This window comes from Actinocrispum sp. NPDC049592 (genome assembly GCF_040675465.1).
In the GTDB taxonomy this organism is placed as follows: Bacteria; Actinomycetota; Actinomycetes; order Mycobacteriales; family Pseudonocardiaceae; genus Kibdelosporangium.
In genome coordinates, this window is record NZ_JBFAPA010000020.1 from 194,698 (window position 1) to 219,309 (window position 24,612).

Genomic DNA, 24,612 nt, shown 5'->3' on the forward strand with positions numbered 1-24,612 from the left:
TTTCACGCGGCCGATACGTCTGCGGTCGACTTCTCACGATACTGGCCGCCATGTCCGCACGACTTGTGTTACGCCTAGTGGTCATCGCCTTGGCCGGGATCTTGCTCAGCGCCGTCCCGGCGTACGCCTACAGCAATGCCTTCTTCCACACCCAGAGCAGCGGCAACCGCGGCACGGACGTGCTGGCGATCCAGCACCTGCTCACCGCGAACGGGCAGAGCACGCCCGCCGACGGTGTTTTCGGCGCCGCCACAGTGACCGCCGTGAAAGCGTTCCAGACCGCCAAAGGCCTTGGCGTGGACGGGATCGTGGGCCCGCAGACGTGGGCCGCGCTCACCCCGCAGATCCAGCAGGGCGCCAGCGGGCCCGCGGTGCGGGCGCTGCAGGTGGAGCTGAACGCCAAGCGCCGCTTGAACCTCGCGGTGGACGGGGTCTTCGACGCGGAGGTGACGGCCGCGGTGAAGGCGTTCCAGACGCACGCCGGGATCGGCTCCGACGGCATCGCCGGGCCGGTCACGTGGCGCAACCTGGTGTGGCACTACGACTACCCGACGTTCGAGCCCGGCCTGTGCGACCAGAACCCCGATGGCAACGGCAATGCGAACTGGGGCACGGCCGCGCTGGTGGGTCAGCTGGAAGCGGCCGCGCGGGCGTTCGCGGCGACCGGGCACGGCAAGGTCCCGCTCGGCGACGCCGGTTTCGAGCACGGCGGCGACATTCCGGGGCACGCCAGCCACGATGTCGGGATGGACGTGGACATCTGGCCGATCCGCACCGACGGCGCGCAGTGCACCGCGGGCCGGATCACCTGGCAATCGTCCACATACGACCGTGCGCAGACCCGCGCGCTGGTGAACGCGATCCGGGCGGCGGCACCGGGTCACGTGAAGCTGGTCTTCTTCAACGACCCGGTGCTCATCCAGGAGGGGCGCACGGTCCACTGGGACGGCCACGACAACCACCTGCACGTCCGCTACTGCGAGGCCGTGCACCCCAACTCCCTCTACGACTGCTGAGAGAACAGTCCCGGGCTACGCTGCTTTGGCTGTGGCGACTGGTTCCTCGGTGTCCGGCGGTGCGGGAGTGGAGTGCCGCAACGACAACAGGCCACCGACGATCAGCGTGATCGCCACGCCGAGCAGCGGGTACCACGGGAAGGCAAGCGCCACCTTGTCCCCGGCGGCCTTGGAGAAGTCCACGCCGATGAAATCGCCGGTGGCCTTGGAGAACTTCAGCCCCAGGATGATGAACGCCATACCTGCCACGGTGACCACGAACGCGACGATCGCGTCCACCTGACGGGCGCGGCGGATCACCAGGCCGAGGACGAACGCGCCGAGCAGGGCGCCGTACGTGTAGCCGACGATGCTCAGACCGAGCTCGATCACCGAGTTCTTGGTGGTCGAGAACATCGACGCGAACACCGCGAACACCACCGCCCAGACGAGTGTCCACACGCGACCGTGCCGCAACAGCTTGGAGTCACTGGCATCCCGGTTGGTGAACTTCTGGTACAGGTCGGCGACCGTCGACGTGGACAACGCGTTCAGCGCGGAAGCCAAGGCGCCCATTGTGGACGCGAGCACCCCCGCGATCAGCAGACCCGAGATGCCCACCGGCAGGTCGTCGATGATGAACCGGGAGAACACGTCGTCCGGGCTTTGCATTCCCAGCTGTGCCACGGGCTTGCGGCCGTAGAACACCCACAGCATCGCGCCCACCAACAGGAACAGCGTGAACTGCACGAACACCACGATCCCGCTGCCGATCAACGCCTTCTGCCCGTCGCGCAGGCTCTTCGTGGCGAGCAGGCGCTGGGCGATGAGCTGGTCGGAACCGTGTGACGCCATGGAGAACACCGCGCCGCCGACGATGCCGGTGATCAGCATGTACGGCGAGGTCCAGATGTGCAGGCCGAAGTCGACGAGGGTGAACTTGCCGTCCGCGGCGGCCATCGACGCCCAGCCGTCGGGAAGCTTGTTGGCCAGCACGATGATCGCCGCGATCGCGCCGCCGAGGTACAGCGACAGCTGGATCACGTCGACCCAGACCACGGCCTTGATCCCGCCGACGTACGCGTAGAGAACCGTGAGCGCGGTCAGGATCACCACGATGTGCCAGTACTCCATGCTCACGCCGAAGTGATCGAGGATGATCTTGATCGGGATCGCGCCCGCGAACAGCCGCACGCCCTCGGCCAGCAGCCGGGTGATGACGAACGTCACCGAAGCCGTGCCCTGCAGGCCTTTGCCGAACCGTTCGCCCAGGAACGCGTACGCGCTGACCATGTTGCCCTTGAAGTACTGCGGCAACAGCACGAACGCGGCGATGACCCGGCCGACGATGTAGCCGAACGCGAGCGACAGGAAGGTGAACCCGTTGCCGAACACCAGGCCCGGCGTGCTGATCACGGTCAGCGTCGAGGTCTCGGTCGCGACGACCGAGAGCGTGACGGCGAACCAGGGCAGGCTGCGCTCGCCGACGAAGTAGTCCGACGACGAGCGCTGCTTCCGGCCGACCAGCACTCCGATCAGCGGCATCGCCGCCAGGTAGACGATGATGATTGCGATATCAAGCGCGCGCACGGGCCCCTCCCAGTGTTGTCACGACTTGCAGTCTGGTCACGTTCGTGGTCGCGGGCACGGGCAGCCGCAGCGGTTCACGCCCCGGGGTGATGCTGCCCAGCAGCCGCGGGCCGGCCGCGCCGGTCGGCGGGTTCGCCGGGATGCCGTGCCAGGTCAGGAACCCGAGCAGGGCGGTCAGGTACGCCTCCTTGGCGTCACCGGGGATGCCGAGCTCGTCGCTGGTGGTCAGTTCGGCGGTGAGCTGCCGGTCCAGGGCTTTGCGCAGCGCCGGGTTGCGGATTCCGCCGCCCGAGGCGACGACCCGGGCCGCCCGGTGGGAGTTGCAGGCGTCGGCGATCGTGGTCGCGGTCAGCTCGACCAAGGTGGCGAGCAGGTCCTTGCCGTCCACTTCGGGGACTTGTGCGAGGGCGTCGCGCAGGTACGCGGCGTGGAAATGCTCCTTGCCGGTGGATTTCGGCGGACGCAGGCCGTAGTACGGGTCGGCGCGCAGGATGGTCAACAGGTCGTGCCGGACGCTCCCGGCCAGCGCGAGCTCGCCGTCGCGGTCCATGGGGTCGCCGGTGACCATTTCCGCGGCCAGATCGATCAGCGCGTTCCCGGGTCCGGTGTCGTAAGCGATTCTTTCCGTGACGACGGAGACGTTGGCTATTCCGCCGATGTTCAACGCGATGTCATCGGTCAGCCAGAGCTGGTCGAAAAGCCCGGCCAGGGGAGCGCCGTGCCCACCAGCGGCGACATCCCTGCTGCGCAGGTCGGAGAGCACGGGCAGGCCGGTGCGTTCGGCGATCCAGGCCGGTTGGCCGAGCTGGAGCGTGCCGAGACAGCGGCCGCCGTCGACCCAGTGATAGATCGTCTGGCCCAGCGACGCGACCAGATCGGCGGGTCCGGCCTGTGCCGCCGCCTCGGCGAACGCCTGGCCGATCCCGGTGTCCAGGCGGCACAGCGTCTCGGCGGTGCAGTCGTTGGGCGGCAAGGCCTTGAGGAACGCCTCGCGCAGCTCGTCCGGGTACGGCGCCTCGGTGTGGGCGACGGGTGCCAGCTCGACCGTTTCACCGGAAAGCCGCAGGTCAGCCACGGCCACGTCGATCGCGTCCACCGACGTACCCGAGATCAGGCCGATGACCCGTAAAGAGCCCATGAAAGTGTGGTCTATTGCACACTTGGGCCGCGCGCAAGCTCTGGGGTTAGTTCTTGACCAAACTGAGTTGAATGCGGTTGAAGCTTGGCAACGCTACGGATGCGAGGATGACGCGGTGTCGTCTACCACTGTGATCGTCATCGTCGCGGTCATCGTCATCCTGCTCGTGGTGGCGCTGGTCACCGGCCTCGTGCTGGCCCGGCGGCGGCGCGTCAGCCTGACCGATCCCACGAAGACGGTAGAGGAGAAACCCAAGACCGGCGGCGGCTACCAGGCCGGCGGCGGCATCAGCCTGGCCTCCGGCGGGAAGGCCCCACCCGCGCCGCCGGTGCACCCGGTCGAGGACCGGACCGAGGTCGACGGTCAGCCGGGCGTCGGCGACGACGCCGCGGTGCCCCGCGACTCCGAGAAACGCGACATCGTCGACATCCAGCTGCCCGAGGCGCCGACCACACCCGAAGTGCAGGAGGCTCCCGAGGAGCCCGCGCCGGAGGTCGAGGAGATCGAGCCGGCCTCGGGACGGCTGGAACGGCTGCGCGGGCGGCTGTCGCGGTCCCGCTCGGCGTTCGGCCAGGGCCTGCTGGGCCTGCTCGGCGCCGGTGACCTGGACGAGGACTCGTGGACCGAGGTCGAGGACACCCTGCTGATGGCCGACCTCGGTGCGGCCACGACGACCGAGATCGTGGACAAGCTCCGCACCGAGATCACCACCCGCGGTGTGCGCTCGACCGACGACGCACGGGCGGTGCTGCGGAGTGTGCTGGTGGAGGCGCTGCACCCGGACATGGACCGCGCGGTGCGGGCGTTGCCGCATGGGCCGGGGCGCCCCGCGGTGGTGCTGGTCGCCGGGGTGAACGGGACGGGCAAGACCACGACGACCGGCAAGCTGGCACGGGTGCTGGTGGCCGATGGGCGCAAGGTGCTGCTGGGAGCCGCGGACACGTTCCGGGCCGCGGCCGCCGACCAGCTGGCCACCTGGGCCGGACGCGTGGGCGCTGAGGTCGTGCGCGGTAAGGAAGGTGCGGATCCCGCCGCGGTCGCGTTCGACTCGGTGAAGCGGGGGATCGAGACCGACGTGGATGCCGTCCTGGTGGACACCGCTGGGCGCCTGCACACCAAGACCGGGCTGATGGACGAGCTGGGAAAGGTCAAGCGGGTCGTCGAGAAGCAGGTCGCCGTGGATGAGGTGCTGCTTGTGCTGGACGCGACTACTGGGCAGAACGGTCTGACTCAGGCACGGGTGTTCCGGGAGGTCGTGGACGTCACCGGCGTTGTGCTGACGAAGCTGGATGGGACCGCGAAGGGCGGCATTGTCTTCCAGGTTCAGCGTGAACTGGGCGTTCCCGTGAAGCTCGTCGGCCTTGGTGAGGGCGCCGACGACCTGGCCCCGTTCGAACCCGGAGCCTTCGTCGACGCCCTGCTCGCCTGACCGGTTATTTGAGGGCCTTGGGGGCGTCGAGCATCTGGGAGAGCGCCACAGTGGTGACGTTCTCCCTGGTGAACACGTCGACGCCCGGAATGCTGTCGCCGGTTCCCCATGAGCGGAACGGTGCCCAGCCGGGCAGGACCACGTCGACCATCACCGCGGCCCGCTGGCGGGGGACCTCGATGAGGATGTTGCCCGCCTCGTGGTTGTTGCCGGGGTAGGACAGCTGCAGGTGGTGGTCGCCGACGGTCAGCGTGTACTTGTCGTCGAACGTTCTGGTCGGCATCGGGCGGTTGGGGTCGCGGTGGGCCTTGAGCCGCACCCAGAATGGCGAACAAATGCCATTATTTGTGCGACTGAAGGGTCTCGCTGATTGATTCGGCGATGCGTTGGACGATCGGCGCCACGCGGTCGACCACCGCGTCGGTCAGCCGTCCCTCCGGGCCGGAGACCGAGATGGCGGCCGGTCCGGCGGTCCCGCGCACCGGCACGGCGATGCAGCGCACGCCGATCTCCTGCTCGCTCTCGTCCAGCGCGTACCCCCGTTGGGCGATCTCGCCCAGGTGGTGCAGGAGTTTGTCGGCGTCCTGGAAGGTGTTCGGCGTGTACGCGGGCATGCCGGTCCGCCGCAACAGCTCTCTAACATCGTTAGGGGGCATCGTTGACAGCATGGCCTTGCCCACACCGGTGCCGTGCGGCAACAACCGGCGGCCGACCTCGGTGAACATCCGCATCGAGTGCTTGGACGGCGCCTGTGCGACGTAGACGACCTCGTCGTTCTCCAGCACCGCGAGGTTGGCCGTCTCGCCGACCTCGTCGACCAGCTCGGCCAGCAGCGGCCGCGCCCAGGTGCCGAACTGGCGGCCGGCGTTCTCGCCCAGCCGGATCAGCCGCGAGCCCAGCGCGTATCGCCGGTTCGGGTGCTGGCGGACGTACCCGAGCGTGACCAGGGTGCGGATCAGCCGGTGGATGGTTGGCATGGGCAGGCCGGAGGTACCCGCCAGCTCGGAGAGGCTGGCCTCGCCCCCGGCGTCCGCGAGGCCTTCCAGCAGGTCGAAAGCGCGCTGCAGGGACTGCACACCGCCGCTTGTCGATGGCGCCAAGGTCAGCTCCTGTTCCTGCGTTGAAGTTCCGCTATTCAAAAATTATAGTCCGGAACGTAGAAGAGAGGAGTCACCCTTGTCAGATGTCGATCGGATCCTGACGCCGGAGGCCGTGGCGTTCCTCGGCGGCCTGCACCGTGCGTTCGGTGCCCGGCGGGATGAGCTGCTCGCGGCGCGGGCGAACCGGCGCGCGGAGGCCGCGCGCACCGGGCGGCTGGACTTCCTGCCGGACACCCAGCACATCCGGGAAGGCGACTGGCGGGTGGCCGAGGCACCCGCGGACCTGCGCGACCGCCGGGTGGAGATCACCGGGCCGACCGAGCGCAAGATGGCGATCAACGCGCTGAACTCGGGCGCCCGCGTCTGGCTGGCCGACCTGGAGGACGCCAACACCCCGCACTGGGCCAACGTGATCGGCGGCCAGGTCAACCTGTACGACGCCGTACGCGGCACGATCTCACTGTCCACACCGGACAAGGAGTACAAGCTCTCGGGCACGCCCGCGGTGATCGTGATGCGCCCGCGCGGCTGGCACCTGGACGAGCGCCACCTGACCTTCGAGGGCCGCCCCGCGGTCGGCGCGCTGGTGGACTTCGGCCTGTACTTCTTCCACAACGCCAAGGCGTTGCTGGAACGGGGCAGCGGGCCGTACTTCTACCTGCCGAAGATGGAGTCGCACCTGGAGGCGCGGCTCTGGAACGACGTGTTCACGCACGCGCAGGCCGAACTGGGGGTTCCGCACGGCACGATCCGCGCGACCGTGCTGATCGAGACCATCCCGGCCGCGTTCGAGATGGAGGAGATCCTCTACGAACTGCGCGATCACGCGTCGGGCCTGAACGCGGGCCGCTGGGACTACCTGTTCAGCGTGATCAAGTACTTCCGTGACGCGGGCCAGCAGTTCGTGCTGCCCGACCGCAACGCCGTCACCATGACAGCGCCGTTCATGCGCGCGTACACCGAGTTGCTGGTGCACACCTGTCACAAGCGGGGTGCGTTCGCGATGGGCGGGATGGCCGCGTTCATCCCGAACCGGCGCGACCCCGAGGTCACCGCGAAGGCGCTGACCAAGGTCCGCGACGACAAGAGCCGGGAGGCCGGGGACGGGTTCGATGGCTCGTGGGTCGCGCACCCCGACCTGGTGCCGGTCTGCCAGGAGATCTTCGACGGCGTGCTGGGCAGCGAACCCAACCAGCTGAGCAAGGTCCCGGAGGCCAAGGTCACCGCGGACGACCTGCTCAACGTGGCCGCGACGCCGGGCGACGCGACCTTCGACGGCCTGCGCGCGGCGGTCGACGTGGGCGTCCGGTACATCGCGTCCTGGCTGGGCGGCAACGGTGCGGCGGCCATTCACAACCTGATGGAGGACGCGGCCACCGCCGAGATCTCGCGGGCCCAGGTCTGGCAGTGGGTGCGCAACGCGGTCGTCCTCGACGACGGCCAGACCGTGACGGCCGAACTGGTCCGGTCGGTGCTGGCGGACACCCGCGCCGAGCTGGCCGGCCTGCCCCATCTCGACGAGGCCGCCGAGTTGTTCGACCAGGTCGCGCTGGCCGACGACTTCGCCGACTTCCTCACCGTGCCCGCGTACGAGAAGATCGATTGATGATCCTGGATGGTTCGACCGTCGCGTCCATCACCGCCCGGCTGTCCGAAGTGGACCGCCAGCGGGCGGCCCGGTTCCCGGGCGGGCGCGGCGGCCGGCAGCCGGTGCACACCTGTTACGTGCCAGCGGACAAGGTCGGCCCGCACACCCCGTCGGACTGGGGCGAGCAGGCCTTGGCGGCGTTGGCGGAACACGGGTTCGACCTCGGCCACGACCTGAAGGAACGGGTCAAGGCCAAGCTGCGCACCGAACCGGTCGAGGACCTGCGGATCGACTTCGAGGACGGCTACGGCGCGCCCTCGACCGAGGACGCCGACGCCGCGCGCGCCGCCGGCCACCTCGCGCGCTGGCACGCCGAGGGGATCGCGCCGTTCTCGTCCGGGCTGCGGATCAAGTCGTTCGACACCCCGGCGCTGCTCGAACGCGGCCTGCGGACGTTGGACATCTTCCTGGCCACGCTCGGCGATCTCCCGCCGGGTTTCGTGATCACGTTCCCCAAGGTCACCGCGGCCGAGCAGGTCTCGGTGTTCGCGGAGCTGCTCGACGTGCTGGAGGAGCGGCTGGGCTGGCCCTCGGGGTCGCTGAAGTTCGAGATCCAGGTGGAGACCACACAGTCCATTGTGGACGTCGACGGGCGGCTGGCGATCCCGCGGTTCATCGCCGCGGGCGGGTCCCGGGTCACCGGCCTGCACTTCGGCACGTACGACTACACCGCGGCCTGTGGTCTCGGCGCCGGGCAACAACGTCTGGACCACCACGCGTGCGACTTCGCGCGGCACGTGATGCAGGTGTCGGCGGCCGGGACCGGCGTGCGGCTGTCCGACGGGTCGAGCAACGTCCTGCCGGTCGGCGACACGTCCTCGGTGCTGCGGGCCTGGCAGGTCCACTACGGACTGGTCCGGCGGTCCTTGGAGCACGGTTTCTTCCAGGGCTGGGACATGCATCCCGCCCAGCTGGTCACCCGGTATGCCGCTGTGTACGCGTACTACCGGGAGAGCCTGGCCGGTGACGCACAGCGACTCGCCGCCTACGCGACCCGTGCCGAAGGTGGCATCCTCGACGAACCCGCGACCGCGCAAGCGCTTTCCGCCTCGCTGTTGCGGGCCGTGGACTGCGGGGCCGCGACGGCCGAGGAGGTCACCCAGGCGACTGGACTTCAATTGGACGACCTGCGGGGGTATCACCGCCGGGCCGTTGTTTGAGGCATGCTGGTGGTTTGGAGGTGTGCGGTGGACTTTCTGCGCCCGACGAGCCTGGCCGAAGCGCTCGAGATGAAGGCCGCCGACCCGGCGGCGGTGCCGATCGCCGGTGGCACGGACGTGATGGTGGAGCTGAACTTCGACCACCGGCGGCCGGAGGCGCTGCTCGACCTGACCCGGATCGAGGAGCTGACCGGGTGGTCGTCGGCCGACGGCCGGATCACGTTCGGCGCGGGCCTGCCGTACACCCGGCTGATCGACGAGCTCGGCCCGGTGCTGCCCGGGCTGGCCATGGCGTCCCGGACGGTTGGTTCCCCACAGATTCGCAACCGTGGCACGGTAGGCGGCAACCTCGGCACGGCATCTCCCGCCGGGGACACGCATCCCGTGCTGCTGGCGTGTGACGCGGTCGTGGAGGTGGCCTCGGTGCGGGGCCGCCGGATGATCCCCGCCGCTGAGTTCTACGTTGGGGTGAAACGGAGTTCGCTGGCCGCGGACGAGCTGATCGTGGCCGTGCACATCCCGTCCGCGACCGGGCCGCAGCAGTTCTCCAAGGTGGGCACGCGTAATGCCATGGTGATCGCGGTGTGCGCCTTCGGGTTGGCCCTGCATCCGGCTGAACGCCGGGTGGGCGCGGCGATCGGGTCTGCCGCGCCGACTCCGCGACGGGTCTCGGCGGCCGAGGACTTCCTCGCCGGAGAACTGGATTGGGACTCGCCGCGGCCGTTGACCGACTCGGTGACTTCGCGGTTCGGGGAGCTGGTGGCTTCGGCCGCCTCGCCGATCGACGACGTGCGAGGGACCGCGGCGTACCGGGTGCATGCGTTGTCCGTGCTGGCCCGGCGGACGTTGACCTGGGCGTGGCAGGAGTACAGCGCGTCATGACGTCGACCCTCACCCAAGGCGGGATCGGCACCAACGTGGTGCGGCCCGATGGCACGCTCAAGGTCCGGGGTGAGTTCGCCTACTCGTCGGACCTGTGGCACGAGAACATGTTGTGGGGCGCGACTTTACGCAGCCCACATCCGCATGCCCGGATCACTTCCATTGACATCGCCTCGGCGCTGGCTCTGCCTGGTGTGTATGCCGTGTTGACGCACTCCGATGTGCCGGGGGAGAACCAGTACGGGCTGGAGCACCCGGACCAGCCGGTCCTGGCGTCCACTGTGGTCCGTTACGAGGGCGAACCGGTGGCTCTGGTGGCCGCCGACCACCCGGAGACCGCGCGGCGGGCCGTTGCGCTGATCAAGGTCGGCTATGAGGTGCTGACGCCGGTGGTGGACGTCGAGGACGCCGCTCACGGTCGCGCGGAGCCGTTGCACCCCAACGGGAATGTCGTCCGGCACCTGAAGATCCGGCGCGGCCCGCAGGACGTCTCCGCGGATGTCGTGGTCTCGGGTGTCTACGAGGTCGGCATGCAGGACCAGGCCTTTCTCGGGCCCGAGTCCGGGTTGGCCGTGCCCGCCGACGATGGCTCGATCGACCTGTTCATCGCGACCCAGTCGCTGCACGACGACCGTCGTCAAGTCGCTGTCGCCCTTGGTCTTCCGTTGGCCCAGGTCCGGCTGACGTTGTCCGGGGTCGGCGGGGCCTTCGGCGGGCGCGAGGACCTGTCGATGCAGATCCACGCGTGCATGCTGGCACTGCGCACCGGCCGCCCGATCAAGATGGTCTACAACCGCGAGGAGTCGTTCTACGGGCACGTCCACCGCCACCCGGCGCGGATGTACTACGAGCACGGCGCCACCTTGGACGGTCGCCTTGTCTACGTGAAGGCGCGCTTGTACTTGGACGGCGGGGCATACGCGTCGAGCACAGGTGCTGTGGTCATCAACGCGTCGACACTGGGGGTTGGCCCGTATGACGTGCCCAGCGTGACTCTGGACACCTGGGGTGTGTACACGAACAACCCGCCTTGCGGTGCTATGCGTGGGTTTGGCGCTGTGCAAGCGGGTTTCGCTTACGAGTCGCAAATGGACAAACTCGCGGCCGCACTGGCGATGGATCCGGTGGAGTTGCGGACCCTCAACGCGATGAGCCAGGGCAGCTTGATGCCGACCGGTCAGGTGATCGACGCTCCTGCTCCGGTGGCTGAGCTGCTGCGTCTGGTCAGCGTGAAGCCTTTGCCCGGTAAGGCTTCCGACTCGCTGACGGACATGCCCGGTGGTGTCTCGAACACCACGCATGGCGAGGGTGTCGTTCGTGGTGTCGGTTATGGCCTGGGCATCAAGAATGTTGGCTTCTCCGCGGGGTTCGACGACTACTCGACCGCCCGGGTCAAGGTGTCGCTGGTCAACGGGGAGCCGGTGGCGTGGGTGCACACCGCCGCCGCGGAGGTCGGCCAGGGCCTTGTCACTGTGCTGCAACAGATCGTGCGGACTGAGCTGGATGTGTCCACTGTGACCGTTGCGCCGATGGACACTTCCATTGGTGACGGCGGTTCCAGCTCCGCTTCCCGGCAGACCTACGTGACCGGCGGGGCCGTGCAGGAGGCGTGCCGCCGGATCCTGGCCCGGCTGGATGGCCGTCCGTTGGCCGATGTCCTGGCCGGGCAGGAGCTCGACGAGCTGGTCGAGTGGCGGCACCGGCCGACCTTCCCGCTCGATCCCGAGACCGGGCAGGGGATGGCGCACGTCCAGCACGCGTTCTCGGCGCATCGCGCGGTGGTGGACGTGGACGTCGAGCTCGGCCTGGTCAAGGTGGTCGAGCTGGTGTGCGCGCAGGACGTCGGCAGGGCGATCAACCCGGACGGCGTCGTCGGGCAGATCCAGGGCGCCACCGCGCAGAGCCTGGGGCTGGCCGTGATGGAGGAGATCCTGGTGTCCGACGGGAAGATCCGCAACCCGTCGTTCACGGACTACCTGATCCCGACCATGCTGGACATGCCGCCGATGGTCGTCGACGTCCTCGAGAACCCGGATCCCCATGCCCCATACGGTCTTCGCGGGGCGGGTGAACCGGCCACCGTGTCGGCGACGCCCGCGATCGTGGCCGCGATCCGGGCCGCGACAGGCCTCGCCCTGCCGCGGATCCCGGTCCGGCCGGAGCATCTAGTGCAGGAAGCACTCGAAGAAGTGGCGCAGGATGGCCTTCTGGGTGGCCAGTGAGCGGTTCGGGTCGATGGTGCCGATCAGCGGGGTCCAGGTGCCTTGCAGCTGCGGCAGAATCGCTTGCAGGTCCGTGAAACTGTAGTGCCCGGCGCCTTTGACGAGGATGTCGCGCTTCCAACGCTGCTGGTGGGCCCAGAAGTCCGCCCAGGACGGGTCGGTGGCATGAGTGTGGTCCTGCGGGGTGCCATCCTCCGTGTACGAGCCGCCGACCAGCAGAAACGGGCCGTCAACGCCGCTTTTGGTGATCTCGCCGCCCGGCATGCCGCCGTCCAGGTTGGCCCCGACGTCGATCCGCCGGTCCACCACCATCGCCTCGCCCGCGGTGAATCCACCCATCGAGTGACCGAACATCCCGACCCGGGTGAGGTCCATGTCGAGTCCGCGCGGCAACGCTTTCCCTTCGGCGTCAGGGTTTCGGCCCCTGGCAATGTCCGCGAGCCTGTCCAGCACGAACCTCGTGTCCGCGACCCGGGCCTGCAGCGCGGTTGTGGCGTCGAACCGGACCGGCCATTCCACGCGTCCACCCGGAAACTCGACCGCGGTCTCATAGGTGTGGTCCATCGTGACGACGATGTACCCCTGCGACGCCAGTTCCTCGGCGAGCACGGTCCCGGTGAACCTCGGCGCCGAAGACCCCGGTGAGTAAAGGACAACCGGCCGTTTCCCGCTCGCCGGCGCGCCTTCGTGCCCATCCGTGTCGGCGCCGGCCCAGTCCAGCTTCGGAATCCCCAAACTGGCCCCGAGCCCGTCCAGGAACGGCGTTACCCCCGCGGTGGTCCACTTCGCCTTGGGGTAGTCCTTGGTGTCCCGCGCCGGATACCACAACGTCACCATCAGCTCGCGCTGCCGGTCCGGCTTCCACGGGTCTTTCCGCGCCGGGTCACCGAGATGCACCGTCGTCGTGCCCACCTCTGCCCACCCACCCGGCTTCGGCAGCGTGAACGTCACCGACCCCGGCGCGCCCACCACCATCGCACCCGCGACCACAAGCGATGTCAGTACAGACAAACCCAATCCCTCCCTCAGCTGATCACCGCCACCCTGCCGTTGCCCGGCGTCATCCCGAATCCCACCTGAGACTGACCCGGGAGGCGTACGGCAAGATGACCCAGTGGCCACGTTCAGATCAGTGGCGCTCTGACTGAGCTGGCTGGGATGGGGCTGGCGGTTCTAGAACGCGGGGAGGGTGTGCCAGGCGAGGCCGGGGTCCTCGGCGCCGTCGCGGACCACGCTGCCCTCGATCAGCCCGTAGGGCCGGTCGGCCGCGTAGAACACCTCGTTGTGGTTCTCCAGCCCGAACGGCGACAGGTCGACCAGGAAGTGGTGCTTGTTCGGCATGGACAGGCGGATCTCGGCGACTTCCGGGTGGGCCTCGAGTACCGCCCCGCCCATCGCGTAGAGGGTCTGCTGCAGCGACAGGCTGTGGGTCTCGGCGAACGTCTCGAGCATGATCCGGCGGATCTCCAGGAAGGTCCTGGACCACTCGATGTCGGTGGTGTCCTGGTGGTAGCGCCAGCGGGCGGTCACGGCGGTGGCCAGGATCCGGTCGTCGGTCTCGGCCAGCGTCGTGTACTGGTCGCGCGGGAACCCGTGGAACTCCGAACCGGTGGTCTTCAGCACCACGAGGTCCGCGAGGCCCGAGACCACCCAGTGGCGTGAGCCGTCGATGGTCACGGCCGTCGTACGGCGCTCGCCGGAGGCCTTGGCGAACGAGTGGTGGTGGGGATGGCGGTTGACGTAGATCCGCTCCCAGCCGTGTTCGTCGATCAGGATCCGGGCGCCGGTGATCTGCTCGAACGAGGACACGAAGTGCCGGCCCAGGCGCAGTGCGAAGTCCTCGATCTCGCCGACCGGGGCCTGCTTGGCGAACGCGTACACGGTGTTCTTCTGTGTGTCCGTGGCCACCACGGCGCTGTTGTCGCCGGTGAGGTGGGTGTCCGCCAGGTCGCCGCGCAGCGAGGTGCTCACGGTCAGGTCCCGCAGGTGGTGCGTCTCGCCTTCCCTGGTGACCGTGACCAGCCGGACCTCGGCCTTGCCGTACTGGTTGTCGCCCAGGTGGTAGGACACTTTCAGCTCCCTCGGTAGGTGGAGTAGGCGAACGGGCTGAGCAGGATCGGCACGTGATGATGCACCCCGGCGACCGGGATCCGGAAGGTGATCGACACTTCCGGGTAGAACGCGTCCGGCCCGTGGTACGCGCCGGTGTCGAAGATCAACCGGTAGACACCCGCCTCGGCCGCGTCCTCGAACCGCAGCCGTCCGTCCGCGTCGGTGACCCCCGAAACCGTCAGCGGGCCCTCCAGCCGGACAGGAACGCCGGCCGCGGGCTTACCCAGGGCGGCATCCAGGACATGTGTGCTGATCATTCGGTCACGACCTTTCCCAGCCTCAGGACGGTGATCTTGGCGAGCTCGGCGTTGACCACCCGCAGCTCGTCCGCGGGGTCGTTGGCGAGCCTGGACTCCAGGATCGACAGCAGTTCCTCGCCGCTGCGGCCGGAGGCGAACACCAGGTAGATGTGCCCGAACCGCTCCTCGTAGCGCTGGTTGGCGGCCCGCAGCTGCTCGGCGAGGGAGGCGTCGACGCCGGACTGCTCGGTCCTGGAGAACGCGTCCCCGTCGCGCCGCTCACCGATCCGGGGATGGCCGGCCATGGCGGCGTGGAGCTCGTCAGGTGTCAGTTCAGCGGCGAAGGATTCGGCCGACGCGAGCAGATCCGCCCTGGAGGCGTACGGTCGCTCGGCGAGCACCATGTCGGCCCAGCGTGGCACCGCGAGACAATCTGTGAGCAATGGACGCAGGTCGTCGGCCGGGGCTGTGTTGAATCGGTTCATGTTGACGGCGTGCACGTGCCAACATTAGCTTGCGCAGTGCGGAATAGTGATTCCATAAAGTGGAAAGAGGGTGGCAGGTGCTGGACCTGGTGTTCCGGGCCCGCAGGATGATCACCACGGCCGGGGAGGTCGAGGGGACCGTCGGCGTGCGGGAGGGGCGCATCGTCGCTGTCGAGCCGTTGAACAGCGACCTCGACGCGGAACGGGTGATCGAGCTCGGCCGCGGCGAGGTGCTGCTGCCCGGCCTGGTCGACACGCACGTCCACGTCAACGACCCCGGCCGGACCGAGTGGGAGACCTTCCGGACCGCCAGCCGCGCGGCCGCCGCCGGCGGCATCACGACGCTGGTGGACATGCCCCTCAACAGCCTGCCGCCGACCGTCGACGCCGACGCGCTGGAGGTCAAGCGCAAGGCCGCCGAAGGCCGGTTACACGTGGACGTCGGGTTCTGGGGCGGAGCCGTGCCCGGCAACCTGAAGGACCTGCGCGAGCTGCACGAGGCCGGGGTGTTCGGGTTCAAGAGCTTCCTGCTGCACTCGGGCGTGGACGAGTTCGGGCACCTGTCGTTCGCCGAGTTCGAGGCCGCGCTCATCCAGATCCGCAAGTTCGACGGTCTGATGATCGTGCACGCCGAGGACGGGCACGCGGTCAAGCCCGCCCGCGGCCGCCGCTACCGGGACTTCCTGGCCTCCCGGCCACGGGCCGCCGAGAACGCGGCGATCACCCGCGTGGTGGACCTGGCCAAGAAGACCGGCGCCCGCGCGCACATCCTCCACTTGTCCTCCGCGGACGCGCTGCCGATCGTCGCGCAGGCCAAGGCGGACGGCGTCCGGATCACCGCGGAGACCTGCCCGCACTACCTGACGTTCGTCGCCGAGGAGATCCCGGACGGCGCCACCCAGTTCAAGTGCTGCCCGCCGATTCGCGAGGCGGTCAACCGCGAGGCGCTCTGGCAGGGCCTGGCCGACGGGACCATCGACTACGTGGTCAGTGACCACTCGCCGTCCACGCGTGAGCTCAAACGTTTTGACACTGGGGACTTCGGCGACGCGTGGGGCGGGATCTCGGGGCTGCAGGTGGGTCTGCCCGCGGTCTGGACACAGGCGCGCCGGCGCGGGCACACCATGTTCGACGTCGTCAACTGGATGGCGCACCGGCCCGCCGCGACCGCGGGAATGCGGCACAAGGGGCAGATCGCGCCCGGTTATGACGCCGATTTCTGTGTTTTCGCGCCCGATGAGGCCTTTGTCGTCCAGGCCGAGCAACTGCATCACCGCAACGCGGTGAGCGCGTATCACGGCATGCCGCTGGCGGGCCGGGTGGTGACCACCTGGTTGCGCGGTATCAAGGTGACCGGTGACGAACTGCACGGCGACCTGCTCGGCCGGGAGGATGCGTGACCGAATGGCGTGAGCTGCCCGATCTGGCGAACCGGCGGTTCGGTGGCTCGGTGGTCTGGGCGAACGACGAGTTCTTCGCCGAGCGGGAGAATCTGGTCAAGGACGGCGACCCGGCCTTCCAGACCTACACGTTCGGCCACAAGGGCCAGGTCTACGACGGCTGGGAGACCCGCCGGCGCCGGTCCGAGGGCTTCGACCAGGCGATCGTCCGGCTGGGCATGCCCGGCAGGATCGCCGGGATAGTGATCGACACCGCGTTCTTCACGGGCAACTACCCGCCTTTCGCGTCTGTCGACGCGGTCAATTTCAGCGATTACCCGTCACCCGGGGAACTGACCGGGTGGCACACCATCCTGCCGAAATCCCCGCTCGCCGGGGATACCCGCAACGAGTTCGAGATCGGCGACACCCGGCGGTTCACCCACGTCCGGTTGAACATCTATCCGGACGGTGGGGTGGCGCGACTGCGGGTGCACGGAAAACCCATTCCGGACCGCCGGTACCTGTTCGCCGACCGGATGGATCTGGCCGCGCTGGAGAACGGTGCGGAAATCGTCGACTGCAGCAACAAGTTCTATTCCTCGCCGAACAACCTGATCGCACCCGGCCCGGCGGCGGTGATGGGCGAGGGCTGGGAGACCGCGCGGCGGCGGGACGACGGCAACGACTGGGTGCACGTCCGGCTGGCCGCCGAGGGCATCCCGGCGTTGATCGAGCTGGACACCACGCACTTCAAGGGCAACGCGCCGCGCGAGGCCAGGGTCCAGGGCGCCCACGAAGACGGCGAATGGGCGGACATCCTGCCGCTGACGCGGCTGCAACCCGACCAGAAACACCGTTTCCTTGTCACCGCTGAAAAGCCCGTTACCCAGGTCCGGCTGGACGTGTACCCGGACGGCGGGATGGCCCGGATGCGGGTCTACGGGAAGGCCACGCGTTTGCCGAGCTAGATCACTGCGTATCCCTTTGTGGGAAGGAGTGGTCGCGATGGTGACTCAGCAGGTCCGGCACAGCAAGCCCGTGGAGGTTCTCGGCCGGATAGGAATGGCCTGCTACGGGGTCGTGCACATCCTGGTCGCCTGGCTCGCGATCCAGGTCGTGTTCGGCGACTCCGAGCAGACCGACCAGAAGGGCGCGGTGGCCGCACTCGCCGAGACGCCCATCGGCCCGGTGCTGTTATGGGCGCTGGCGATCGGGCTGTTCGCGTACGGGTTGTGGCAGTTGCTGATGGTGATCTCCGGCTACGGCTGGATCATCAAGAAGCGCAAGCGCATCACCCGCAAGATCGGCGCGGGCGCCCGGGGTGTCGTGGGCGTGGCGATCGGCGTCTACGCCGTTCAGCTGGCCACGGGCAGTGGCAGTAGTGGTGGTTCCAGCAATGACAAGTCCCGTGAAGCGACCGCCGCGCTGATGTCCGCCCCGGCCGGTGTCGTCCTCGTCGGCATCGCGGCTCTCGTCATCATCGGTGTCGCCATCGCGGCGGTCCGCAAGGGCGTCAAGCAGTCCTTTGTGGAGGATCTGAACGAGGCGAAACTGCCCAAGATCGCCAAACCGATGGGCACCGCGGGGTACTGCGCCAAAGGTGTCTCCTACGCGATCATCGGCATCCTCGTGGGCATCGCCGCGATCGACGCCAACCCCAACGAGGCCGGCGGTCTCGACGCGGCCCTGAAGACCCTGCAGCAGCAGACCTTCGGCGATGTGTTGCTGTTCATCGTGGCCATTGGGTTCGCGGCGTTCGGCGTGTACTGCTTCGCCGCCGCCCGCGCTCACAAGGGCTGACCCAGGGTTCCGTCCGGTTCCAGCCCGCGAACAGAGATCCCTCGCACCGCGGGGATGTTCTCCTCATCCGCGGCTTGCAGCCGGCGGATGGCCTCGGGACTTCCCGCGGTGGCCCGTTTCCGGACCGCCGGGTAGTCGCCGTTGGCGAGCAGGTGCCGGACGTACTCGATGTCCGCGTACCGGTCGCCTTTCTCGGCGAGGTCACAGAGGTCGTCCCACCGTTCGAGCATGGCCATCTGGGTCGCGGCGGCCGACCGCGCGTCTCGGTCGCCGGTCTTGCTCAGCTGCAGCGCGATCTCCAGTGCCTCCTCGACCCGGCCGCAGAGCTCGAGGAACTCGCCGTAACGAGCCCGGGTCCGGTCCGGATCGGCCTCGACCGCGGCCTCCCACAACGGAAACGCCTCGGCCGGCCGGCCCTCGTCCCGCAACCAGTCGCTCCAGATCTGGAGGGCCGCGAAATCACCCGCCTCGGCCCGTCGGGCCAGGACGTCGATCTCGCCACGGGTGCGCAGCAGTTGGGCCGCGGCCATTCCAGCGAGGTCACTCCCGGCGTCGGCGAGGGCACAGAGGTCGTCGACCCGTCCCGCGTCGGTGAGCAGGTCCGTCAGCAAGGTCTCGGCGTCGTCGTTGTCCGGCACGTCGGCCACCATTGCTTTCAGCACGTCGATGGCCTCGTCCGGCCGGTTCGACCACGCCAGCAGGTTCGCGTGGGCCAGCCGCTCCCGGACGTCTCCGCCACGAGCCCAGCGTGCGGACGCCTCGATGGCGTCTGGCTGGTCGCGGATCAGCTGGCGGGCGCGCTGGTTGCCGCGGTCCGCGAGGCGCAGCAGTTCGATGCGGGCGTCTCGCCGGGCCAGAGTCTCCGCGAACTCATCGGCATCCCAGCTCAGGCTCATCGCATCGATCGCCTCGATGTCGCCCCTGGCGATGAGGATCTGGCGGAGGTCGTCCCGGGCCCGGATGTCGCCGCGATCGGCCCACGGACGCAGCAAAGCCACCGCCCGCTCCGGTTCGTGCGCCAATACGCCCGCGGCTCGCCGGGCGGCGACGGCGTTGCGTTCCGCCAGGAGGAGCCAGTGGTTCAGCGCATCGGGATCGCGGGACTGGTGAAGTACACGAGCCAGGTGCAGGCGGTCGTCATCGTCGTTCGTGATGCCGACCAGGCGCTTCAACAACTTCGTCCGCACCACGGTGGCCTCGGGCCAGACCATCTCGGAGTGCTGGACCGTCCAGCGGATGGCCTCGACATTGTCCTTTTCGACCAGATCCCGCAGGGACTCGGTGGCTTTCGTGTGCAGACCGCGGTTGGCCAGCAGATCGGCGGTGCGCAGCCTGCCCTCCAGAGTCCTGCTGCGCTCGTAAAGCCGTTCCGCCACCCGGTAAAGCATCCGGCTCTCGGCTGCTTTCCCGGTCACCAGAAGCTCCTCGGCGTTCGTGACGTGGTCGGCGATCGCCGACCAGGTCGCCGCGGGGATGGCACGCATGGGGCGCTGCCTGGTCATCGACTCCAGCGTCAGGCATTCGGCCACGAGGTAGTGCTCGCCGTCCATCGGGGTGCCGACCTGGGTCAGCGGTGCCATGTCCGTGTCCCGCAACGGTTTCGTCGCCTCGGCGAAGGCCGCGGCAATGTCGGTGGCGAGCTTCGCCTTCCCGGTCAGGTAGCCGGGCGCGGCCGCGATCAGGAACTCGCGCGGGACCGGGGACCGCACGCCCAGCATGTACGCGTCGACCGCGGCCGAGATCAGCGCCCGGGCCAACGGTTTGGCTCCGTGCCAGCGTTCCAGCAGCCCCCGGGCCCCGGCGAGGATCTGGATCAGGCCGTAGTCGGTGACTTCGAGGGCTGCCGCGATGCTCGCGTCCTCCCGTGCGGCGGCTTGCGCGGCCTCCTGTTCGCGGTCGCTGAGGAAGTCCAGCACCGGGATGATCTTGGCGAGCTTGATGATCTCGTACGCCTGACCCCAGCTGTCGTCGACCAGGCTGTGGTACGACGACCACACGGTGCTGATCACGACCACCGGGTCGGGCGCGGACAACAGGTCCCGCAGCACGTCCACGGTCAGCGGCTCGGTCGCCTCCAGGTAGAGCCGCAGCTCATCCAGCCACAGGACCGTTCGGGCGGGTACGCGGTTGGGCACGGCACCGGCCTTGGGCGGCACCAGCTGCCAGTCCGGCAGCTCGGCCAGTACAGCCTGGTAGGCACTGCGTGACTTCCCGGTGGCCGCCTGCCCGACCATCAGCACGAAACCACCGCTGGCAGCCATCTTCCGCAGTTCGCCGGACAATTCGGCGTCGTGGTCGCGGCGGAAGTACCGGGGCAGGTCCTGCGCGCCGTCCACCGGGACCGGCTTGTGCACCCCCAGATGGAACGGGTTCCAGTCACGGACCCGGAGCGCACCCGGCGCCGGGTCGAACTGCGGTGCGCTCATCCTGCTCAGCACGTCCCCTTGTCGGTGCGATCCCGCAGGTACCGTAACCTCGGGGCGGTACGGCGGGAACAGGAGGCCGCGATGACCGGATCAGACCCGGGGCTTCCACGCCACCGGACCATCCTGGCCGTCGACATCGAGGCCTCGACCACCCGCACCAACGCCCAGCGGGCCATCGTGCGCCGGGCGATGTACGACATGTTCGAGGAAGCGCTGGGCAAGGCTGGGATCACTGAGCAATATCGCGATGTGTACGACCGCGTCGAAGGGCTCCTCATCCTGGTCCAGCCCGCCGACGACCTGCCGAAGACGGCCCTGCTCAGCACGTTCGTCCCGGCCCTGAGCGACCTGCTGGGCAAGCAGGAGGGGATCCGGCTCCGGATCGCGCTGCACGCCGGGGAAGTGCACTACGACAAGCGTGGCGCCTACGGCGAGGACATCGACATCACGTTCCGTCTCCTGGACGCGCCCGAGATCAAGCGAAGGCTCCGCGACAGCGCGCAGCCGCTGGCTTTGGTCGTCTCGGATGAGATCTACCGGTCGGTGATCCGGCATGGTTACGACGGGATCGACGACCGCACCTTCGAACCGCTGGTCAACGTGGCCGTGAAGGCGACCCCGTACCGGGGATGGGTGCAGGTGCCCAACACCACGCCCACGACCCCGCCGATCCGGCGGTGGGCGCCCCGCAACCAATAAGCCTCAGCGGAACTTGTTGCGGCGTGAGGAAATCACGCCGGTGTCGAACCCGGCGAGGTGCAGTCCGCCCGCGAACCGGGCGTGCTCGATCTTCACGCAGCGGTTCATCACGACGTTGAGTCCCGCTTCGACTCCGCGCTCGGCGACCGGTTCGTGCCACAGACCCAGTTGCAGCCACAGGGTTTTGGCGCCCGCGTCGATGACTTCCTCGGCGACACCAGGCAGATCGTCGTGCTTTCGGAACACGGATACGAGGTCCGGCGGTTTGGGCAGGTCCTTGAGCGACGGGTAGACGGGCGAGCCCAGCAGGGAGTCCAGGCGGGGGTTGACGAAGTAGATCTCGTACGGCGTCGAGGACAACAGGTACGTGGCAACGAAATAACTGGGCCGGGCGGTGTTCGCGGAGGCGCCGACGAGGGCGACCCGCTTGGTGTCCAACAGGATCTCTCGCCGCTGAGCCGCGCTCGGGCTGGTCCAGGTCATGCTTTCACCGCCTCGGCCAGTGCCTGGTCGATGTCCCAGAGGATGTCGTCGATGTCTTCCAGGCCAATGGAAAGCCGGATCAGGTCGGCGCTGACGCCCGCCGCCGCCAGCTGGGACTCGGACAGCTGCTGGTGTGTCGTGGACCCGGGGTGGATCACCAGGCTGCGGGCGTCGCCGACGTTCGCCAAGTGGCTCAACAGGTTCACCGACTCGACGAACTTCTGCCCGGCCGCACGGCCGCCCTTCACGCCGAACGAGAACACCGCGCCCGGCCCGGCGGGCAGGTACTTCTTCGCGCGTTCGTGATCCGGATGGTCAGGCAGGCCCGCGTAGGCGACCCAGGCCACGCGTGGGTCGGCGGCCAGCCAGGACGCGACCTGGTGTGCGTTCTCGACGTGCTCGTCCATCCGCTGGGGGAGCGTCTCGATCCCTTGCAGCAGCAGGAAAGCCGAGTGCGGGGGGAGGACCGCGCCGATGTCCCGGAGCTGCTCGGCCCGCAGCCGCGTGCAGAACGCGTACTCGCCGAAGTTCTCCCAGTACTTCAGGCCGCCGTAGCTGGCGACCTGCTCTGTCATCCGCGGGAACTTCCCGTTGCCCCAGTCGAACCGGCCGGACTCGACGATCACACCACCCAAGGTCGTGCCGTGGCCGCCCAGGAACTTCGTGGCCGAGTGCACGACGATGTCCGCGCCATGCTCCAACGGCCGGCACAGGTACGGCGTCGCCAGGGTCCCGTCGACCACGAGCGGAATCCCGTGCGAGCGCGCCAGATCCGCCAGCCCGGCGAGGTCGGCGATGGCGCCGGACGGGTTCCCGATCACCTCGGTGAAGATCAGCTTCGTCTCGGGCGTGATCGCGGCCGCGTACGCGTCGACATCCCCATCCACGAACGACGTCGACACCCCGAGCCGTCGCAGGGTCCCGTCGAGCTGGGTGACCGTGCCGCCGTAGAGGCCGCTGGCGGACACGATGTGCTCACCTGCCTCGGCCAGCGCCGCGAACGTCAGGAACTCGGCCGCCTGCCCGCTCGCGGTCGCCACCCCGCCGATCCCGCCCTCCAGGCTGGCCATGCGTTCCTCGAACGCGGCCACCGTCGGGTTGCCGATCCGGCTGTAGATGTTGCCGTACTTCTGCAGCGCGAACAGGTTCGCCGCGTCCGCGGTGTCCTCGAAGACGAAGCTGGTCGACTGGTAGATCGGCACCGCCCTGGCCCCGGTCGCCGGATCAGGCGCCCCACCCGCGTGCAGCGCCCGCGTCCGAAAACCCCAACTGCGCTCACTCACACGCCCACCGTAGTCACCCTCGCGCCGCTATCCCACCTGCTGGATCAGACGGGCCATACGTGCCTCAGGTGTCTGACGGGGGCAGCTAACACACTTGGGGGTGTCCGTGCCCTGGTAGATGAGACAACAGGACACCCGCCGGGTGAACAGCCGCCCACGCACCGAGACGAACCTCGGCACGGGCAGCTCCGGGATGTCAGCAGCCAAGTCGAGCGCTAGCGACGGCTGGTTCACCCACAGGCACCGGTTGCTCAACGAGTCTGTGGCGATTGCCCACAACTGCCGTTCCCGCGCCCCACTCACAGCAGCCACAGCAGAGATCGACGCGACCAACATCCCCCGTAGCCGTGGCCCAGGATCGCCGTCGAACGGCACAGACTTGGCGTCAACGAGCCGACCATCAGGCAGCAGGTTCAACGTGATGGCGTCCAACGCGGGGTCGTCGCCGGACACGGCCGGCCCCAGCAACACGGTGCTCGCCGAGTACCACCACAACACCCCAAGCACCTGACGAGTCGCCTTGGGGTACAGCCGTGACGCCAGCACAAGCTGATCCGACAGCCACGCCCGATCAAGCACGGACACCGCCGGGGTCATGACGCCCTTCGGTACACCGACACGACGAAAGCCGCCGTCACGGTGACCGGCCCGGGCAGGTGCAGCGCCCGCGCGTGGTGCGCGTTCGGTCCCATGTGGATGATCCGGTGCGCGTCCTCCGGCGACAGGGTCAGCTCGATCTCGCAGTCGTGCCGCCGGGCCAGGATGAAGTCCCGCAGCGACGAGTCGAGCCGGCCGAGCTTGTCCTCCTCGATGCCGAGCAGGTCGACGTACTGGCGCAGTTCCGACAGGTGCGACGCGGACGGCGTGACCACGATGAACATCCCGCCCGGCCGCAGCACCCGGAAGCTCTCGGCGGGGTTGCGCGGCGCGAAGACGGTCATCAGCACGTCGGCCGACGCGGTCGCCAGCGGCCACCGCTTCCACAGGTCCCACACCACGGCGGCGATCCCGGCGCGGGCCGCCCGCCGCAGGGCGAACACGGACGTGTCCATCCCAAGCCCGGTCGCGGCCGGAGCCCGGGACAGAACCGCCGAAAGGTAGTAACCCGTACCGGTGCCCGCGTCCACCACGAGCCCGTCCCGCCGCAGGTCACGGGTGGCCTCGCTGGCCACGAGCGAGGCCAGCGGGGAGAAGTGACCGGACGCCAGGAACTCGGCCCGGGCGGCCACCATCTCCTTGGAGTCCCCGGGGGCGGTGCCGACCAGGTTCACGTAACCCTGTTTGGCGACGTCATAGCTGTGCCCCGACGTGCACCGCAAGGCGCGGTCGGCCAGGGCGAACGGGGTCTCGCACAGCGGGCAGCGCAGGGCCGCCAGCGCCACCCGTGGGAAGTTCACGGCTGTCTGGGCCTTCTGGTCGCTTCCACTGCTGTTCATCGCATAGCGAAACTACTCGGTCACGCCAGGTCGGCGGCAGTTCGGTAAAGCAAAGTGTCGCATTCGTCGCGTTCGATCGGCTGACCAGCGGCGAAACCTGGCC

General features: G+C 68.6%; 23 protein-coding genes. 10 read left to right on the forward strand and 13 right to left on the reverse strand.

Annotated features, from left to right (window positions below):
- Positions 1-50: 50 nt before the first annotated feature.
- Complete coding sequence (locus tag AB0J95_RS39830) at positions 51-1,016, forward strand: penicillin-insensitive murein endopeptidase (protein WP_364770060.1); 966 nt, start codon at positions 51-53, stop codon at positions 1,014-1,016.
- Positions 1,017-1,031: 15 nt separating this feature from the next.
- On the opposite strand, the gene AB0J95_RS39835 is transcribed toward AB0J95_RS39830, so the two are convergent.
- Both AB0J95_RS39835 and AB0J95_RS39840 read right to left on the reverse strand, forming a co-directional pair.
- Positions 1,032-2,585, reverse strand: coding sequence for a sodium:solute symporter (locus tag AB0J95_RS39835; RefSeq protein WP_364770062.1), 1,554 nt, complete (start codon positions 2,583-2,585; stop codon positions 1,032-1,034).
- Positions 2,572-3,723, reverse strand: a complete 1,152-nt coding sequence (locus tag AB0J95_RS39840) for an anhydro-N-acetylmuramic acid kinase (RefSeq protein WP_364770064.1) — start codon at positions 3,721-3,723, stop codon at positions 2,572-2,574. Before AB0J95_RS39840 ends, AB0J95_RS39835 begins: the two co-directional genes overlap by 14 nt.
- Positions 3,724-3,838: 115 nt before the next feature.
- Here AB0J95_RS39840 and ftsY point away from each other — a divergent pair, with 115 nt between their 5' ends.
- On the forward strand, positions 3,839-5,152 hold the full coding sequence (ftsY, locus tag AB0J95_RS39845; protein ID WP_364770066.1) for a signal recognition particle-docking protein FtsY: 1,314 nt from the start codon (positions 3,839-3,841) through the stop codon (positions 5,150-5,152).
- A 4-nt stretch (positions 5,153-5,156) separates the two neighbouring features.
- Here ftsY and AB0J95_RS39850 read toward each other — a convergent pair whose 3' ends face one another.
- A complete protein-coding gene (locus AB0J95_RS39850) occupies positions 5,157-5,435 on the reverse strand; it encodes a hypothetical protein (RefSeq protein WP_364770068.1) in 279 nt (92 codons plus the stop codon).
- Between the two features lie 58 nt (positions 5,436-5,493).
- Complete coding sequence (locus AB0J95_RS39855) at positions 5,494-6,252, reverse strand: IclR family transcriptional regulator (protein ID WP_364770070.1); 759 nt, start codon at positions 6,250-6,252, stop codon at positions 5,494-5,496.
- A gap of 76 nt (positions 6,253-6,328) precedes the next feature.
- Between AB0J95_RS39855 and aceB the strand changes: the two genes are divergently transcribed.
- Genes aceB through AB0J95_RS39875 form a run of 4 tightly spaced genes read left to right on the forward strand, consistent with a single transcriptional unit; the run spans position 6,329 to position 12,164 of the window.
- Positions 6,329-7,858, forward strand: a complete 1,530-nt coding sequence (gene aceB / locus AB0J95_RS39860) for a malate synthase A (protein ID WP_364770072.1) — start codon at positions 6,329-6,331, stop codon at positions 7,856-7,858.
- Complete coding sequence (locus AB0J95_RS39865; protein ID WP_364770074.1) at positions 7,858-9,060, forward strand: aldolase; 1,203 nt, start codon at positions 7,858-7,860, stop codon at positions 9,058-9,060. The genes aceB and AB0J95_RS39865 overlap by 1 nt, the downstream gene beginning before the upstream one ends.
- Positions 9,061-9,087: 27 nt before the next feature.
- Positions 9,088-9,942 carry an FAD binding domain-containing protein gene (locus tag AB0J95_RS39870; protein WP_364770076.1) on the forward strand — a complete coding sequence of 285 codons (855 nt, stop codon included), beginning with the start codon at positions 9,088-9,090 and terminating at the stop codon, positions 9,940-9,942.
- Positions 9,939-12,164, forward strand: a complete 2,226-nt coding sequence (locus AB0J95_RS39875) for a molybdopterin cofactor-binding domain-containing protein (RefSeq protein ID WP_364770077.1) — start codon at positions 9,939-9,941, stop codon at positions 12,162-12,164. The genes AB0J95_RS39870 and AB0J95_RS39875 overlap by 4 nt, the downstream gene beginning before the upstream one ends.
- Here the strand turns inward: AB0J95_RS39875 and AB0J95_RS39880 are convergent.
- The 4 genes from AB0J95_RS39880 to uraD form a co-directional block, all read right to left on the reverse strand.
- Positions 12,108-13,175 (reverse strand): lipase, encoded by a 1,068-nt coding sequence (locus AB0J95_RS39880; protein WP_364770079.1) that lies wholly within the window; start codon positions 13,173-13,175, stop codon positions 12,108-12,110. The two genes, AB0J95_RS39875 and AB0J95_RS39880, sit on opposite strands and share 57 nt — an antisense overlap.
- Before the next feature lie 162 nt (positions 13,176-13,337).
- The gene (gene pucL / locus AB0J95_RS39885; RefSeq protein ID WP_364770081.1) at positions 13,338-14,234 is read right to left on the reverse strand and encodes a factor-independent urate hydroxylase; all 897 of its coding nucleotides are present in this window, start codon (positions 14,232-14,234) and stop codon (positions 13,338-13,340) included.
- A 2-nt stretch (positions 14,235-14,236) separates the two neighbouring features.
- Positions 14,237-14,533, reverse strand: coding sequence for a hydroxyisourate hydrolase (gene uraH / locus AB0J95_RS39890; RefSeq protein WP_364770083.1), 297 nt, complete (start codon positions 14,531-14,533; stop codon positions 14,237-14,239).
- Complete coding sequence (gene uraD / locus AB0J95_RS39895; RefSeq protein WP_364770085.1) at positions 14,530-15,000, reverse strand: 2-oxo-4-hydroxy-4-carboxy-5-ureidoimidazoline decarboxylase; 471 nt, start codon at positions 14,998-15,000, stop codon at positions 14,530-14,532. Before uraD ends, uraH begins: the two co-directional genes overlap by 4 nt.
- An 80-nt stretch (positions 15,001-15,080) precedes the next feature.
- Here uraD and allB point away from each other — a divergent pair, with 80 nt between their 5' ends.
- Genes allB through AB0J95_RS39910 form a run of 3 tightly spaced genes read left to right on the forward strand, consistent with a single transcriptional unit; the run spans position 15,081 to position 18,182 of the window.
- Complete coding sequence (gene allB, locus AB0J95_RS39900) at positions 15,081-16,400, forward strand: allantoinase AllB (protein WP_364770210.1); 1,320 nt, start codon at positions 15,081-15,083, stop codon at positions 16,398-16,400.
- Positions 16,397-17,350, forward strand: coding sequence for an allantoicase (gene alc / locus AB0J95_RS39905; protein ID WP_364770087.1), 954 nt, complete (start codon positions 16,397-16,399; stop codon positions 17,348-17,350). The genes allB and alc overlap by 4 nt, the downstream gene beginning before the upstream one ends.
- A 37-nt stretch (positions 17,351-17,387) precedes the next feature.
- Positions 17,388-18,182, forward strand: a complete 795-nt coding sequence (locus AB0J95_RS39910) for a DUF1206 domain-containing protein (protein ID WP_364770089.1) — start codon at positions 17,388-17,390, stop codon at positions 18,180-18,182.
- Here AB0J95_RS39910 and AB0J95_RS39915 read toward each other — a convergent pair.
- A complete protein-coding gene (locus tag AB0J95_RS39915; protein WP_364770091.1) occupies positions 18,170-20,608 on the reverse strand; it encodes a hypothetical protein in 2,439 nt (812 codons plus the stop codon). The genes AB0J95_RS39910 and AB0J95_RS39915 overlap by 13 nt on opposite strands.
- 81 nt (positions 20,609-20,689) lie before the next feature.
- Between AB0J95_RS39915 and AB0J95_RS39920 the strand changes: the two genes are divergently transcribed.
- Positions 20,690-21,307, forward strand: coding sequence for a hypothetical protein (locus AB0J95_RS39920; protein WP_364770093.1), 618 nt, complete (start codon positions 20,690-20,692; stop codon positions 21,305-21,307).
- A 3-nt stretch (positions 21,308-21,310) separates the two neighbouring features.
- Here the strand turns inward: AB0J95_RS39920 and AB0J95_RS39925 are convergent, their stop codons facing one another.
- From AB0J95_RS39925 to AB0J95_RS39940, 4 genes are read right to left on the reverse strand one after another with little or no spacing between them, the layout of a single operon-like run.
- Positions 21,311-21,790, reverse strand: coding sequence for a CoA-binding protein (locus AB0J95_RS39925; protein ID WP_364770095.1), 480 nt, complete (start codon positions 21,788-21,790; stop codon positions 21,311-21,313).
- Positions 21,787-23,073, reverse strand: coding sequence for an O-acetylhomoserine aminocarboxypropyltransferase/cysteine synthase family protein (locus tag AB0J95_RS39930; protein WP_364770097.1), 1,287 nt, complete (start codon positions 23,071-23,073; stop codon positions 21,787-21,789). The genes AB0J95_RS39925 and AB0J95_RS39930 overlap by 4 nt, the downstream gene beginning before the upstream one ends.
- A gap of 27 nt (positions 23,074-23,100) precedes the next feature.
- Positions 23,101-23,670, reverse strand: coding sequence for a (2Fe-2S)-binding protein (locus AB0J95_RS39935; RefSeq protein ID WP_364770099.1), 570 nt, complete (start codon positions 23,668-23,670; stop codon positions 23,101-23,103).
- A complete protein-coding gene (locus tag AB0J95_RS39940) occupies positions 23,667-24,509 on the reverse strand; it encodes a putative RNA methyltransferase (RefSeq protein ID WP_364770101.1) in 843 nt (280 codons plus the stop codon). Before AB0J95_RS39940 ends, AB0J95_RS39935 begins: the two co-directional genes overlap by 4 nt.
- Positions 24,510-24,612: the final 103 nt, after the last annotated feature.